The organism is Pseudomonas sp. FW305-3-2-15-C-LB1 (assembly GCF_058787615.1).
Map to the genome: position 1 here is coordinate 203,494 of NZ_JBYSZX010000007.1, position 14,519 is coordinate 218,012.

Here is a 14,519-nt window from a genome sequence, read left to right on the forward strand (position 1 = left end):
TTAGTCCCCTGTGCTTTTCAAGGAAGAACCATGTCTCCCGTATTCCCTTCGCCACGGGCGCTGACCGCTCTGGTGCTGACGTCGTTGCTGGGCGGTTGCAGTGTGAACGGCACTTACCCTGACGCCACCGAGCCGGACGCTGCGAAACTGCGCTTTATCTCCAATACGTCCAACACCACCATCGACGTCTACGATGCGCAACATTGCATGGGCCAGACCACCGGCATGCTCAATAATATTTTCCTGGTCGATACCCGGCGGCGTGTCGGCATGTCGGTGCCCCCTCCGGCCAAGGCCAGGGGCTTGCTGGAGTTCAAGCTGGCTCCCGGCAAGGAAACCATGCTGATGATCAACACCAATGGCGGCAGCTATGTCTGCGGCAAATCAATGAGTATCACTCCAAAGGCCGGGGAAGAGTACGAAGTGACCTTCGATATGGCGCGGGGCATCTGCACGACCTCGTTGCAGCGCCTGACGCGCTCCGATGGCAAGGACGTGCGCATTCCACAGCCGATATTCGAGAACGGCATGCCATCGTGCGCGGGCAAAAGCCCGATATTCGGCAAGGTGATCCCGGATACGCCACACCGAACTGCGTTGATCAACGCAATCGTTGAAACCCATATGCAACTCATCACGTTGATGGAGCCTGACACGGCGCAGCGCCCGCAAGCCGTCGAGGAGGCAATCGCCGAGCGCAAGGCGCGGTTCGGCCAGTTCACTCCGCCTGAGGCCTATTGGACTCAATACCGTGAGAACTACGCACGGGTAAATCAGGAAATGGCCGGCCGCAAGGCGCGTACCCTCGAGCTGTATGAGCGGGTTTACCGCATGCGCCTGAGCGGCACCGAAGATGCGATCCTGGAGCAATGGCAGAACCCGACGGACGCCGCCGTGGTGGAGCGCGTCAAGGCGAACGACAAGTTGATGGCGCAGTACTACAAGAACACCAGCAAAGCGGTGATGGTGGACATCGTGAATCATCATATGGAGCGCATGAGCCAGTTGGACCAGCGCTTTGATGTCTGTGCCCACGATGATCAGTGCTGGCGGCTGTAGGAGCGCAGCTGCTCGCTCCTAAAGGCGGGAAATGGCCTACAGCGCGTCTGCCTTGATTTCCTGGTAGCGCTTCTCCAGTTCCTGTCGGATCTGCCGACGCTGCTGAGCCTGTACGAATCGGCGCTTGTCCTCGCTGTTCTGCGGTTGCAGCGGGGGCACGGCGGCCGGTTTGCGCTGGTCGTCCACGGCGACCATGGTGAAGAAGCAGCTGTTGGTATGGCGCACGGAGCGTTCGCGGATGTTCTCGGTCACTACCTTGATGCCCACCTCCATCGAGGTGTTGCCGGTGTAGTTGACCGACGCGAGGAAGGTCACCAGCTCGCCGACATGGATCGGCTCGCGAAAGATCACCTGGTCCACCGACAGTGTGACCACATAGCGGCCGGCATAGCGGCTCGCGCAGGCATAGGCCACTTCGTCGAGGTACTTGAGCAGGGTGCCACCGTGGACATTGCCTGAGAAGTTGGCCATGTCAGGGGTCATCAATACCGTCATCGACAGCTGGGCGTTTCCGGGTTCCATAGCACACTCACGGGTTGTAGGCATTGGTTGGGGGGCACCTCTGCGGGTGCTGGAATCTTTGCAGGACCATCCATAACGGGACGCCGGTGGGCGGCTAGCCGTCACGCGCGAACCGATCTGTTTCCATATATTGCACCGGCTTTCCGGCGGAAGTCGCGGTGTTAACCTTCAAAAGCCCATCTCAGGGCATTTCTTACGATCAAGGCAGACTTTTCCTTCCGCACTTTGCGACATTTCAAAGGCGCGCGCGGAAGTGGGAAAAGCGCCAGTACCCTCAAGGAGCCCCTCGCCATGCACGCCATCAGCTTTATCCAGGACTTGGCCGTGATCATGCTGGTGGCAGGGGTTGTCACCATCCTGTTTCACCGCCTCAAGCAGCCGGTGGTGCTGGGCTACATCGTTGCCGGGTTCATCATCGGCCCCCACACCCCGCCGTTCGGCCTGATCCACGACGAAGACACCATCAAGACCCTCGCCGAGCTCGGGGTGATCTTCCTGATGTTCTGCCTGGGCCTGGAATTCAGCCTGCGCAAGCTGTTCAAGGTCGGCGCCACGGCGTTTATCGCGGCCTTCCTGGAAATCATCCTGATGATCTGGATCGGCTACGAAATCGGCCGCTGGTTCGACTGGAACACCATGGACTCACTGTTCCTTGGCGCGATCCTGGCGATTTCCTCGACCACCATCATCGTCAAGGCGCTCAATGACCTGAAGATGAAGAACCAGCGTTTCGCCCAATTGATTTTCGGCGTGCTGATCGTCGAGGACATCCTCGGCATTGGCATCATCGCCTTGCTGTCGAGCATCGCCGTCAGCGGTACGGTCAGCTCCGGCGAAGTGTTCTCCACCGTCGGCAAGCTTTCGCTGTTCATGATTGTCGCGCTGGTCATCGGCATTTTGCTGGTGCCGCGCTTGCTGGCGTACGTGGCCAAGTTCGAAAGCAACGAGATGTTGCTGATCACCGTACTGGGCCTGTGTTTCGGTTTCTGCCTGCTGGTGGTCAAGCTGGAATACAGCATGGTGCTGGGCGCGTTTCTGATCGGCGCAATCATGGCCGAATCCCGGCAGTTGATTAAGATCGAGCGCCTGATCGAGCCGGTTCGCGACATGTTCAGCGCCATCTTCTTTGTGGCCATTGGCTTGATGATCGACCCGCAGATCCTGCTGCAATACGCCTGGCCGATTGCGGTGATCACCGTGGCCGTGGTGTTGGGCAAGATGCTGTCCTGCGGCCTGGGCGCGTTTATCGCCGGCAACGATGGCCGTACCTCACTGCGCGTGGGCATGGGGCTGTCACAGATTGGCGAGTTTTCCTTCATCATCGCGGCGCTGGGGATGACGCTGCAGGTGACCAGCGATTTCCTATACCCCGTCGCGGTAGCGGTTTCGGCCATCACCACACTGCTCACGCCGTACCTGATTCGCGGCGCCGACCCGCTGTCCTTGAAGATCGCAGCGGTTATGCCCAAGCGATTGAGCCGGGTTTTCGGCATGTACGGCGAATGGCTGCGCAGTATCCAGCCTCAAGGTGAAGGCGCGATGCTGGCATCGATGATCCGCAAGATCATCCTGCAAGTCGGGGTGAACCTGGCGCTGGTGGTGGCGATCTTCTTTGCCGGCAGCTTTTTCGCGGTGCGCATCGGTGGGTATCTGGAGGGGTGGATCAGCGATGCAAGCTGGCAGAAGGCCTTGATCTGGGGCGGGGCGTTGCTGTTGTCGCTGCCGTTCTTGATTGCGGCATACCGCAAGCTCAAGGCGCTATCGATGCTGCTGGCGGAGATGAGCGTGAAGCCGGAAATGGCCGGGCGGCATACCCAGCGGGTGCGGAGGGTGATCGCGGAACTGATCCCGATCCTCTCGTTGCTGGTGATCTTCCTGCTCTTGGCAGCCTTGTCGGCCAGTATTTTACCGACCAACAAGTTGCTGGTGCTGATTGCCGTGGTGACGGCGGCGGTGGCGGCGGTGCTCTGGCGGTGGTTCATCCGCGTGCATACGCGGATGCAGGTCGCCTTGTTGGAGACGCTGGATAACCATAAGGATACGCCGGAGCATTGAGGGGCTTGGGAGGGCTGCTTCGCAGCCCGACGCGGGGCAAGCCCGCTCGCCACAGCGAGCCCGGTCAGCCAAACAGCTCTGTCAGCTTTCCAGCCAGACGTCCCGTGCCCAGTGCCACACCGATTCCCAGGTTTCTTCGGTGACGATTTCTTCTTCGCCGGACCACAGCACCACGGTGCCGTCTTCTTCGACGCAGTAGTAGTCGTCGCCGTCCTGGCAGATCGGGATCAGGCTGCGGTCGACACCGGCATCCCAGGCGTTGGCGGCCACGTCCGGCAGGTAGGTATGGGACTGCGGGTCGGTGACGGTCACCGGCTCCAGGCTGCCGTACACCACGTCGCTGACGGTCAGCAGGAATTCACGGAAGACAAACGGGATGTCGATGAACAGTTGTTCCTCGATCTCCACCAGTTGGTCTTCGTCAGGCAGCTCCAAGGGAACCGGGACCGGTTCGTTGGCTTCACGCAATTGTTCGATGATTTCTTCCACGGCCGGGATCCTCTTGCTAGATGGCGCGGTTTATAGGGGCGTTTTATACAGTAGCTCGCTATAAGTGCAACCGTGAAATAGAAAACCCCGGACAGGTCCGGGGTTTTTTGTATCTGTTTACCAAGCGTGCAGGGATCAGCCGTTCTGGCGGATACCGGCGACCAGCCATGGCTGGTTGTCGCCCTGTGCACGTTCCATGTTCCAGCTTTCGCTGAACACTTCGCCCTGGTCGAAACGCGAGGTCTTCGACACACCGCTGAAGGTCAGGGTGGCGATGGTCTTGTCGGCGCGATCATCCACACCGTCCAGTTGCACGCGCAGGTCGTCGATGTAAGTCGACTGGAATGCATCGCCAATCTCGGCGCGTTCGCGCTTGAGGAACTCCAGCAGTTGCGGGGTCACGAACTCGGCGATCTTGTCCATTTCGTTGGCGTCCCAGTGCTGCTGCAAGGACTGGAAGTGGCTGCGAGCCGCCTCGACGAAACGTTCTTCATTGAACCAGGCCGGTGCGTTGATCACCGGACGGGCCGCGGCAGGTGCTGCCGAACCACCGAAGATCGAACCCATGGCTGGTTTTTGCTCGAACACTTCACGCTGCATTGGCGCGCCGGCTGGAGCCAGGTGCTCCTGCTGCTTGCGGCGACGAGCGGCGATAAAGCGGAAGACCAGGAAGGCGATGACCGCCATGATCAGGATGTCGAAGATCTGCATACCCTGGAAGCCGCCGCCCATGAACATGGAGGCGAGCAGGCCACCGGCGGCGATGCCGGCAAGAGGGCCCAACCAGCGCGAAGCACCGCCGGCCTTGGCGGCAGCGCCTGCAGCACCGGCGGCGCCTGCGGTGGCCGCAGCACCGCCGGCACCGGCGGATGGAGCCATTTGGCTGGTCTGGTGAGTCGGTGCTGCGCCTGAGCTTTTGCCGCCACCGAAGCGTTTGGCGTTGGCGTCGAGGCTCATCGTCAGGCCGATGCACAACGCCATGGCGATGCTAAGAAAACGTTTCATAAAGGGAATTCCCATTTGTGGATTGCACGCGCGCCATGTTGCACAGGTGTGGTGACAGTGGCTAGCGGCATAATGTTTCGGGCTTTTGCGTAGGACCGATTCAGAACAGTCTGTAGGACTTATTACAGATATTGGCCCGCGCTTGTTAAAAACAAGGGTGGGCCAAGAACCTTCATGTAGGCAAATGTTTCAAACGGCTTCGAGTTTCGCGTAACCCATCATCAGCCACTTGCTGCCTTCGGCGAAATTCACCTGCACCCGCGCCTGGGCACCGGCACCCTCGAAGTTGAGGATCACCCCTTCGCCGAACACCGAATGCCTGACCTGCTGGCCCAGGCTGAACTGGGTCTGCGGAATCTCCGAGCCCGCAAACATGCTGCTGGAGTTCTGCTGCTGGCCCCCGCCGAACGGGCGGCTGACGCTGTTGGACAGGCGCACTTCCTGGATCAGCCCCTTCGGTACTTCACGTACGAAGCGCGACACCTTGTTGTAGGTCTCGCTGCCGTACAGGCGTCGGGTCTCGGCGTAGGTCATCACCAGGTTCTGCATCGCCCGGGTGATGCCCACGTAGGCCAGGCGGCGTTCCTCCTCAAGGCGGCCGGGTTCTTCCAGGCTCATCTTGTGCGGGAACAGACCTTCTTCCATGCCCACCAGGAACACGTAAGGGAATTCCAGGCCCTTGGCGCTGTGCAAGGTCATCAGCTGGATGCTGTCTTCATGCTCGTCGGCCTGGGTATCGCCGGCTTCCAGCGAAGCATGGCCGAGGAACGCGGCCAGCGGTGTCAGCTCTTCGTCTTCCTCGGTATTTTCGAACGCACGGGCTGCGCTCACCAGTTCCTCAAGGTTTTCTACCCTGGCCTGGCCTTTCTCGCCTTTTTCCGCTTCGTGATAGGCGATCAGCCCGGATTGCTCGATCACGGTCTGGGTCATCAAATGCAGGGGCATTTGCGCGCACTTGGCCGCCAGGTTCTCGATCAGCTCGACAAACACACCCAGCGCACCCGCCGCACGACCGGTCAGGCCCTTGTTGTCGATGAGCAGGCGCATGGCTTCCCACATCGACACATCGGCGTGGCGGGCGTGGTCGCGAATGGCTTCGACGGTTTTTTCACCGATGCCACGGGCCGGGATATTGATCACCCGTTCCAGCGCTGCATCGTTGCCACGGCCTTCCAGCAAGCGCAGGTAGGCCATGGCGTTCTTGATTTCCGCCCGCTCGAAGAAGCGTTGGCCGCCATAGATGCGGTACGGGATGCGTTCGCGCAGCAAGGCTTCTTCCAACACCCGCGATTGGGCGTTGGAACGGTACAGAATGGCGATATCGCTGCGCGCCAGGCCGGTTTTCAGCGCGCTTTCGATGGTTTCCACCACGTAGCGCGCTTCATCGTGTTCGTTGAACGCGGCGTACAGGTTGATCGCTTCGCCTTCGCCGCCGTCGGTCCACAGTTCTTTGCCCAGGCGCCCGGTGTTGTTGGCGATCAAGGCGTTGGCCGCCTTGAGTATCCCGGCGGTGGAGCGATAGTTCTGCTCCAGGCGGATGGTGACCGCGTCCGGGAAGTCTTCGGAATACTGGTAGATGTTCTCGATTTTCGCGCCACGCCAGCCGTAGATCGACTGGTCGTCGTCGCCCACCACCATCAGGCTGTCGCCACCTTTGGCCAGCAGGCGCAGCCAGGCGTACTGCACGGCGTTGGTATCCTGGAACTCGTCCACCAGAATATGGCGGAAGCGTTTCTGGTAATGCGCCAGCAGGCCTGGGTTATCGCGCCACAGGTCGAGGGCGCGCAGCAGCAGCTCGGAAAAGTCGATAACCCCGGCGCGTACGCAGGCGGCCTCATAGGCTTCATAGATGCTGCGCATGGTGGCCAGGAACAGATCGCCGCTGGCCTGGATATGTTGCGGGCGCAGGCCTTCGTCTTTCTGGCCATTGATGAACCATTGCGCCTGGCGCGCCGGCCAGCGTTGTTCGTCGAGGCCCAGCTCGCGGATCACCCGCTTGACCAGGCGTTGCTGGTCATCGCTGTCCAGAATCTGGAAGGTCTGGGCCAGGCCCGCTTCCTGCCAGTGCGCCCGCAGCAAGCGGTGCGCCAGGCCGTGGAAGGTGCCCACCCACATGCCGGCCGGGCTGATGCCCATCAGCTGTTCGATGCGGTGGCGCATCTCGGCAGCGGCCTTGTTGGTGAAGGTCACCGACAGGATGGAATGCGGGGACGCGTTCTCGACCTGGATCAACCAGGCGATACGGTGCACCAGCACTCGGGTTTTACCGGAGCCAGCACCGGCCAGGACCAACTGACGGCCAACGGGGGCCGCTACAGCCTGGCGTTGGGCATCGTTGAGGGAGTTCAGCAAAAGGGAGAGATCATCGCGCATCGGCGCATTCTATGGCCCCCGGGGAAGTGGGGCAAATGCCAATGCCGGCTGGTCGACGGAAAACCTTCGGGGTGATGACCGGTCGGTCGATGGTCGCAGCCCGCGCAGCGTCTCGCTCAAGCCGTCTGGCCCGGAAGTTTGCGCTGCATGACCGCGCAGTTTTTATGACATGGAGCAGTTTGGCCCAAGCGCTTGCTTGTGTATGCTCCGTCGACGTTTCGGGCTCACCATTATAAGAACACTGCCTATGACCCTTAGCACCGACCTGCTTGGCCCCTCGGCGGCTCCCGCGCAGGTTATCCGTAAACACTACGCCACGGAGATGGCGGTCGAGCGCACACGCCTGCTGTATCAAGGCTCACTGCTGCCGACCCTGTTGATGTTGGTCAATGGCCTGGTCTGCGCCTGGCTACTGTGGAACCCTGAGCAATACCTGTTGGACAGCATCTGGTTGATCTGGCTGCTGGCCCTGGTGGCAATGCGCGTGATCCAGGTGGCCGCGTTCGACTCGGCGATGCCCAGCCGCCAGGCCCAGCCGGTGTGGCAGCGCATGTTCCTGCTCGGCTCGGCGGTCAGTGGCCTGACGCTGGCAACGGCCGCCATCGCCCTGGTGCCGGGTGACAGCTTCATGCAGCAGGCCTGGGTATTCGGCCTGATCGGCGCAGCGACCTTGTCGGCCAGCGTGGCGTACGCCGTGAGCCTGCCGGCGTTCCTGTCCTTTGCCTTGCCGTGCCTGGTGCCGTCCATCTTCTACCTGTTCTGGAGCGGCGACCCGCAGCAGCGTGGTTGGGGTGTACTTGGCCTGATCCTGCTGGCGTCCTTGAGCCTGGTGGCGTGGCAGGTCAATCGCCTGATCCAGCGCGGGCTGTTGCGCCGCTTCCAGAACCAGGCGCTGATCGAACACCTGCAACAGGCGCAGCAGCGTAGCGAGCAACTCAATCAGGACCTGGTGCGTGAAGTCGAGCAGCGCCGTCAGGTCGAACAGGAGTTGCGCGAAGCCCAGATCGGCCTGCAAGACCGCGTAGCACAGCGCAGCCAGGAACTGGACGCCGCCAGCCTGGCCTTGAACAAAAGCGAAGCACGCCTGGCCATGGCGCTGCAAGCCAGTGAACTGGGCCTGTGGGACTGGAACCTGCAAACCGATGAGGTCCATCACACCCAGCTCAAGGAGCTGTTCGGCCTGGAGCCGGAGTACGTCACGGCAATGCTCAGCCACCTCAAGCCGCGCCTGCACCCCGACGACCTGCCGCTGCTCAAGCGTGCCCTGGTGGAACACCTCAAGGGCCGCAGCGAGGACTATCAGGTGGAATACCGCGTGCGCCATGGTGACGGGCACTGGGTGTGGATCGAAGACCGTGGCCGCGCCGTGGAGCGTGCGCCCAGCGGCCGGGTCACGCGCATGCTCGGTACGCGCCGCGATATCAGCGCCGGCAAGGCCCTGGAGGAACAGCAGCGGTTGGCCTCGACCGTATTTGAAGCCGCCAGCGAAGGCATTGTGATCCTTGATCCGGACTACAAGCTGATCGCCGTCAACCAGGCTTTCAGCCGCGTTACGGGGTTCGAAACCGATGACATGATTGGCCGCAATGTAGTGGAGCTGCCCAGCAGTCGTGACGCCCGCCGCCATTTTCCGGTGATCCGCCAGGCGTTGCTCAGCCACGGCACGTGGCAGGGCGAATTGGTGGAGACCCGCAAGAACGGTGAGCTTTACCCGCAGTGGCTGCAGTTGAACGTAGTGCGGGATATTCGAGGCAAAGTAAGCCATATCGTAGGCTTCTTCGCCGATCTCTCGGCGCGGCGTGAGTCCGAAGAGCGTATGCGCTACCTCACTCACTACGACGAACTGACCGGCCTGGCCAATCGCTCGCTGTTTCGCGAACGCTTGCGCGAGGCGCACCAGCGTGTCCGCCAGGGTGGGCGTAGCCTGGCGCTGCTGCACATCAACCTCGATCGCTTCAAGCTGTTGAATGACAGCCTGGGCCATGAAGTGGCCGACCAGTTGCTGCAAAAAATGGCGCGACGCCTGATCAATGCCTTGCCCGAGGCCGACACCATTGCACGCCTGTCCGGGGATGAGTTTGCCGTGTTGTTCGACGCCTACGGCAACTTGTCGAGTCTGGCGCGGGTCGCCACGCGGCTGCTGGCCAAGCTGCGGGTGCCGGTGACGGTGGAGGGGCATGAACTGGTGGTGAGTGCTTCCATGGGGGTCAGCCTGTTGCCGGACAACGCGCGTGAAATTTCCGCATTGGTCAGCCAATCGAACATGGCCATGCAGCACGCCAAACACTTGGGCGGCAACAACTTCCAGTTCTACACCGACAGCCTGCAAGCCAGCACCCTAGAGCGCTTGCAGCTGGAAAACCACCTGCGCAAGGCCATCGAAGAGCGTCAGCTCACGGTGTTCTATCAGCCGAAACTGTGTCTGGCCACTGGCAAGCTCAATGCTGCCGAAGCGCTGATCCGTTGGGACCACCCGCAGTGGGGCATGGTGCCGCCGGGGGAATTTATCGGCCTGGCTGAAGAGACCGGCCTTATCGTACCGCTGGGCGAATTCATACTGCGCGAAGCCTGCTGGCAAGCCTGTGAATGGCAGCGCCAGGGGCTGGCGCCGATCCGGGTATCGGTCAACCTCTCGGTGCACCAGTTGCGCCAGGGCAAGCTGGTCAGCCTGGTGCGCCAGGTGCTCGAAGAAACCGGCCTGGACCCGCAATACCTCGAGCTGGAGCTGACCGAAAGCCAACTGCTCGACAGCGTCGAACACATCATCGCCACCTTCCAGCAACTGCGTGACCTGGGTGTGAAGCTGGCCATCGATGACTTCGGCACCGGGTATTCGTCCCTCAGCTACCTCAAGCGCATTCCCGTGGACTACGTGAAGATCGACCAGACCTTCATTCGCGGCCTTGGCCAGGGGCGCGAAGACGCGGCCATCACTCGGGCAATCATCGCCATGGCTCACGGGCTGGCGCTGAAGGTGGTGGCCGAGGGTGTGGAAGATCAGCAGCAGCTGGATTTCCTGCGGGGTGAGCATTGTGACGAAGTGCAGGGCTATTTGATCAGTCGGCCGATGCAGGCCGATGGGTTGGCAGATTTGTTACGGAAAAATGCAGAATTTCCTTAACGACGCCGGGGGCGCCCCTGTGGCTACAACGCGGCCGCCCTTAGATTCAAAGGGGGGCAGGGCGATTTAGTGATGCGTCGGACGGGCAAAAGGGCAATTCTTGTAGTATAACTACAAGCTTGCTACATCCCTGGCCCTGCCCATAACAAGAGTCCTGCCCTTTGAACCTGTTGCAACATATCGCCCAGTCGCGCCACCTGTTACGCAAATCGGAACTCAAGGTTGCCGATCACGTGCTGCTTGACCCTGCGGCTGTGATGCACAGTTCGATGGCCGACCTGGCCCATAGCGTGGGTATCAGCGAACCGACCATCGTGCGATTCTGCCGCGCCATCGGTTGTTCCGGGTTCCAGGACTTGAAACTCAAGCTGGCCCAGAGCCTGGCCGCCGGTGCCAGCTTCGGGCAGTTCGCGATCCATGAAGACGATTCCGTCGCCGACTACAGCCTGAAAATCTTCGACACCACCTTGCACACGCTCATGGAAGTGCGCGAGAAGCTCGACCCGGTGGAGTTGCAAAAGGCCGTGACGGCCATGTCCCAGGCCCAGCGTGTGGAGTTCTATGGCTTCGGTGCTTCAGGTGCGGTGGCCGCCGATGCCCAGCACAAGTTCTTCCGCTTGCTGCTGACCGCTGCGGCCTACAGTGACCCGCACATGCAGGCCATGTCGGCGGTGACCCTGAAACCTACTGACGTCGCCATCTGCATTTCCCAGTCGGGCCGCTCCAAGGACCTGCTGATCACTGCCAACCTGGTGCGTGAAAGCGGTGCATCGTTGATCACCCTGTGCCCGAGCCAGACGCCGTTGGCGGAACTGTCCACGGTCAACCTGGCGATCGATGTGCATGAAGACACCGAGATCTATACCCCGCTGACCTCGCGCATCGCCCATCTGGTGGTGATCGATGTATTGGCGATGGGCGTGGCCATGGCGCGCGGGCCGAGCCTGGTCAACCACCTCAAGAGCGTGAAGCGCAGCTTGCGCAGCCTGCGCTTGTCCCCCAAGTCCGTCAAAGCCCTCGATGACTAAAGCGGTACACAGAGCAAAATGTGGGAGGGGGCAAGCCCCCTCCCACATTTGGATCTCCTGCAAACCCAGAATCTTCATCAGGCTGTCATCGCTGCGTCATCGCCCAGGGCCATCCTGAACTCCCCGTACTCGCATTGGGAGACTCCAAATGGCCCGGACTTACGAAGACAGCAACAGCTCCGTCAAAACCCGTCGTCAGCAGGAAGACCAGCGCCGCATGGCGTTCCGTCGCGCAATCGAAGACCGCTGTGAGGAGCGCCAGTTGCTCCAGAGCATCAGCGACTACCCGGAACTCCACTGGCAGGCGCCCGCGGCAGCCCAGCGAAACGCTCAGCCAGTACGCTGATCTGCACCCTCTCGCTGCGGATAAAGCCCAGGAACGCATGGGCCACCGGTGACAGGCGCTTGGCCTTGGCCTGCACCAGGCACCAACTGCGGTACAGTGGCAGCTCTTCCACCGGCAGCTCCCGGAGCCCGCCGGTGGCCAGTTCCATGTTGACCGCATGACGCGTCAACAGGGCCACGCCCAATCCCGCACAAACACATTCACGCTGCGCCTCGGCCGAGGCTACTTCCACGGTCTGGGTGAAGTGCACGCGTTTTTCCTTGAAGTACTCCTCGCAGGCCAGTCGCGTGCCGGAGCCCGGCTCGCGCAGCAGCAGGGTGTAGGGTTCCAGGTCCTGCAGGCGCAGCGGGCCTTGCAGGCTCAAGGGATGGTCGGGCGGCGCCACGGCGACAATCGGGTTGTTGAGGAACGGCAGGAATTCCAGGCCCATGTCCTGGGGCACCATGGACATGATCACCAGGTCGTCGCGGTTGTCCGAAAGCCGGCGAATCACCTGGGCGCGGTTCACCACCGTCAACTGCAACTGCACTTCCGGATGCTGGCGCTTGAAGGCGGCGAACAGGTGCGGCACGAAGTACTTGGCGCTGGACTCAATCGCCAGTTTCAACTGGCCCTGCAACGAGCCCTGCATGTCCGAGAGCTGCATATCGAGGTTTTCCAGACGTCCGAAGATATCGCGGCTGGCGCGCTGCAAGGCTTCGGCTGCCTCGGTCATGTAGAGCTTTTTGCCCACGTAATCGAACAGCGGCTGGCCGATCAGCTCTTCCAACTGGCGAATTTGCAGGCTGACGGCCGGTTGCGTGAGGGACATTTCCTCGGCCGCACGGCTGTAGGAACGCAAATCGCACACCTCATGGAAGATCTGCAATTGACGCAATGTCAGTCTCATCAGTGACTTACGCATTTCTTAGTGCTCTCGCCGCAAGCTGTCCGGATGACTATAAGTCTTTACTTATGCCCAACCCAATAATTATTGATTTTTGTTAATCCCTTGGCGGGCTTAGTGTGTGTCTCGCGACTGTCATGAAACATTTGGTCACGCGCCGACCCGGCTCCAGCGGGTCGAAGAACGCAGCAATCGGCTCAAGGGAATTTCCAAGTGATAAAAAAGATCCTGATCGCCAACCGTGGTGAAATTGCCGTACGAATCGTGCGTGCCTGCGCCGAGATGGGCATTCGCTCGGTCGCGGTCTACTCCGATGCCGACCGCCACGCGTTGCACGTCAAGCGTGCCGACGAAGCCCACAGCATTGGTGCCGAGCCCCTGGCCGGCTACCTGAACCCACGCAAGCTGGTGAACCTGGCGGTGGAAACCGGCTGCGATGCGCTGCACCCCGGCTATGGCTTCCTGTCTGAAAACGCCGAACTGGCGGACATCTGCGCTGAACGCGGCATCAAGTTCATTGGTCCATCGGCTGAAGTCATTCGCCGCATGGGCGACAAGACCGAAGCGCGCCGCAGCATGATCAAGGCCGGTGTGCCGGTCACGCCGGGTACCGAAGGCAACGTCGCGGATATCCACGAGGCACTCACCGAAGGCGACCGCATTGGTTACCCGGTGATGCTCAAGGCCACCTCCGGTGGTGGTGGTCGTGGTATCCGTCGCTGCAACAGCCGCGAAGAACTTGAACAAGCCTTCCCCCGTGTGATCTCCGAAGCCACCAAGGCCTTCGGTTCGGCGGAAGTGTTCCTGGAAAAGTGCATCGTCAATCCCAAGCACATCGAGGCGCAGATCCTCGGTGACAGTTTCGGCAACGTGGTGCACCTGTTCGAGCGTGATTGCTCGATCCAGCGCCGTAACCAGAAGCTCATCGAAATCGCCCCAAGCCCGCAACTGACCCCTGAACAGCGCGCCTACATCGGCGACCTGTCGGTGCGCGCCGCCAAGGCCGTGGGCTACGAGAACGCCGGCACCGTGGAGTTCCTGCTCGCCGAGGGCGAAGTGTACTTCATGGAGATGAACACCCGGGTGCAGGTGGAACACACCATCACCGAAGAAATCACCGGGATCGACATCGTTCGTGAACAGATCCGCATCGCCTCCGGCCTGCCGCTGTCGGTGAAACAGGAAGACATCCAGCACCGTGGTTTCGCGTTGCAGTTCCGTATCAACGCTGAAGACCCGAAAAACAACTTCCTGCCAAGCTTCGGCAAGATCACCCGTTACTACGCGCCCGGCGGTCCCGGCGTGCGTACCGATACGGCGATCTACACCGGCTACACCATCCCGCCGTTCTACGACTCCATGTGCCTGAAACTGGTGGTATGGGCGTTGACCTGGGAAGAAGCCATGGACCGCGGCCTGCGTGCCCTGGATGACATGCGCCTGCAAGGCGTGAAGACCACCGCCGCTTACTACCAGGAAATCCTGCGCAACCCGGAATTCCGCAGCGGCCAGTTCAACACCAGTTTCGTGGAAAGCCACCCTGAGCTGACCAACTACTCGATCAAGCGCAAACCCGAAGAGCTGGCCCTGGCCATCGCCGCCGCCATCGCCGCCCACGCAGGCCTGTGAGGAATA

11 protein-coding genes are annotated in these 14,519 nt (G+C 61.1%); 6 read left to right on the forward strand and 5 right to left on the reverse strand.

Going from position 1 to position 14,519, the window contains the following annotated elements; genetic code table 11:
- Positions 1–30 precede the first annotated feature (30 nt).
- Entirely contained in the window at positions 31–1,059 is a 1,029-nt protein-coding gene (locus AC3WP7_RS16265) for a hypothetical protein (protein WP_102592201.1), read from the forward strand.
- A 36-nt stretch (positions 1,060–1,095) separates the two neighbouring features.
- Here the strand turns inward: AC3WP7_RS16265 and AC3WP7_RS16270 are convergent, their stop codons facing one another.
- The gene (locus AC3WP7_RS16270; protein WP_033897247.1) at positions 1,096–1,581 is read right to left on the reverse strand and encodes an acyl-CoA thioesterase; all 486 of its coding nucleotides are present in this window, start codon (positions 1,579–1,581) and stop codon (positions 1,096–1,098) included.
- A 291-nt stretch (positions 1,582–1,872) separates the two neighbouring features.
- Between AC3WP7_RS16270 and AC3WP7_RS16275 the strand changes: the two genes are divergently transcribed.
- Entirely contained in the window at positions 1,873–3,636 is a 1,764-nt protein-coding gene (locus AC3WP7_RS16275) for a cation:proton antiporter (RefSeq protein ID WP_092241573.1), read from the forward strand.
- A gap of 81 nt (positions 3,637–3,717) precedes the next feature.
- Here AC3WP7_RS16275 and AC3WP7_RS16280 read toward each other — a convergent pair whose 3' ends face one another.
- The 3 genes from AC3WP7_RS16280 to uvrD form a co-directional block, all read right to left on the reverse strand.
- Positions 3,718–4,125, reverse strand: coding sequence for an SMI1/KNR4 family protein (locus AC3WP7_RS16280; protein WP_028618538.1), 408 nt, complete (start codon positions 4,123–4,125; stop codon positions 3,718–3,720).
- 135 nt (positions 4,126–4,260) lie between these two features.
- Entirely contained in the window at positions 4,261–5,130 is an 870-nt protein-coding gene (locus AC3WP7_RS16285) for a Tim44 domain-containing protein (RefSeq protein WP_071490847.1), read from the reverse strand.
- Between the two features lie 189 nt (positions 5,131–5,319).
- Positions 5,320–7,503: a DNA helicase II gene (uvrD, locus tag AC3WP7_RS16290; RefSeq protein WP_093527129.1), complete on the reverse strand. Its 2,184-nt coding sequence runs from the start codon at positions 7,501–7,503 to the stop codon at positions 5,320–5,322.
- 247 nt (positions 7,504–7,750) lie between these two features.
- On the opposite strand from uvrD, the gene AC3WP7_RS16295 reads away from it, so the two are divergent.
- The 3 genes from AC3WP7_RS16295 (at position 7,751) to AC3WP7_RS16305 (ending at position 11,998) form a co-directional block, all read left to right on the forward strand.
- Entirely contained in the window at positions 7,751–10,624 is a 2,874-nt protein-coding gene (locus AC3WP7_RS16295) for an EAL domain-containing protein (protein WP_102592202.1), read from the forward strand.
- A gap of 161 nt (positions 10,625–10,785) precedes the next feature.
- Positions 10,786–11,652, forward strand: a complete 867-nt coding sequence (gene hexR / locus AC3WP7_RS16300) for a transcriptional regulator HexR (protein WP_003177007.1) — start codon at positions 10,786–10,788, stop codon at positions 11,650–11,652.
- Between the two features lie 148 nt (positions 11,653–11,800).
- Positions 11,801–11,998, forward strand: coding sequence for a PA3496 family putative envelope integrity protein (locus AC3WP7_RS16305; protein ID WP_083351517.1), 198 nt, complete (start codon positions 11,801–11,803; stop codon positions 11,996–11,998).
- On the opposite strand, the gene AC3WP7_RS16310 is transcribed toward AC3WP7_RS16305, so the two are convergent.
- Positions 11,928–12,902, reverse strand: a complete 975-nt coding sequence (locus AC3WP7_RS16310; RefSeq protein WP_093120277.1) for a LysR family transcriptional regulator — start codon at positions 12,900–12,902, stop codon at positions 11,928–11,930. The genes AC3WP7_RS16305 and AC3WP7_RS16310 overlap by 71 nt on opposite strands.
- 195 nt (positions 12,903–13,097) lie before the next feature.
- Between AC3WP7_RS16310 and AC3WP7_RS16315 the strand changes: the two genes are divergently transcribed.
- Positions 13,098–14,513, forward strand: a complete 1,416-nt coding sequence (locus tag AC3WP7_RS16315; RefSeq protein WP_003195732.1) for an acetyl-CoA carboxylase biotin carboxylase subunit — start codon at positions 13,098–13,100, stop codon at positions 14,511–14,513.
- The last annotated feature ends 6 nt before the right edge of the window (positions 14,514–14,519 follow it).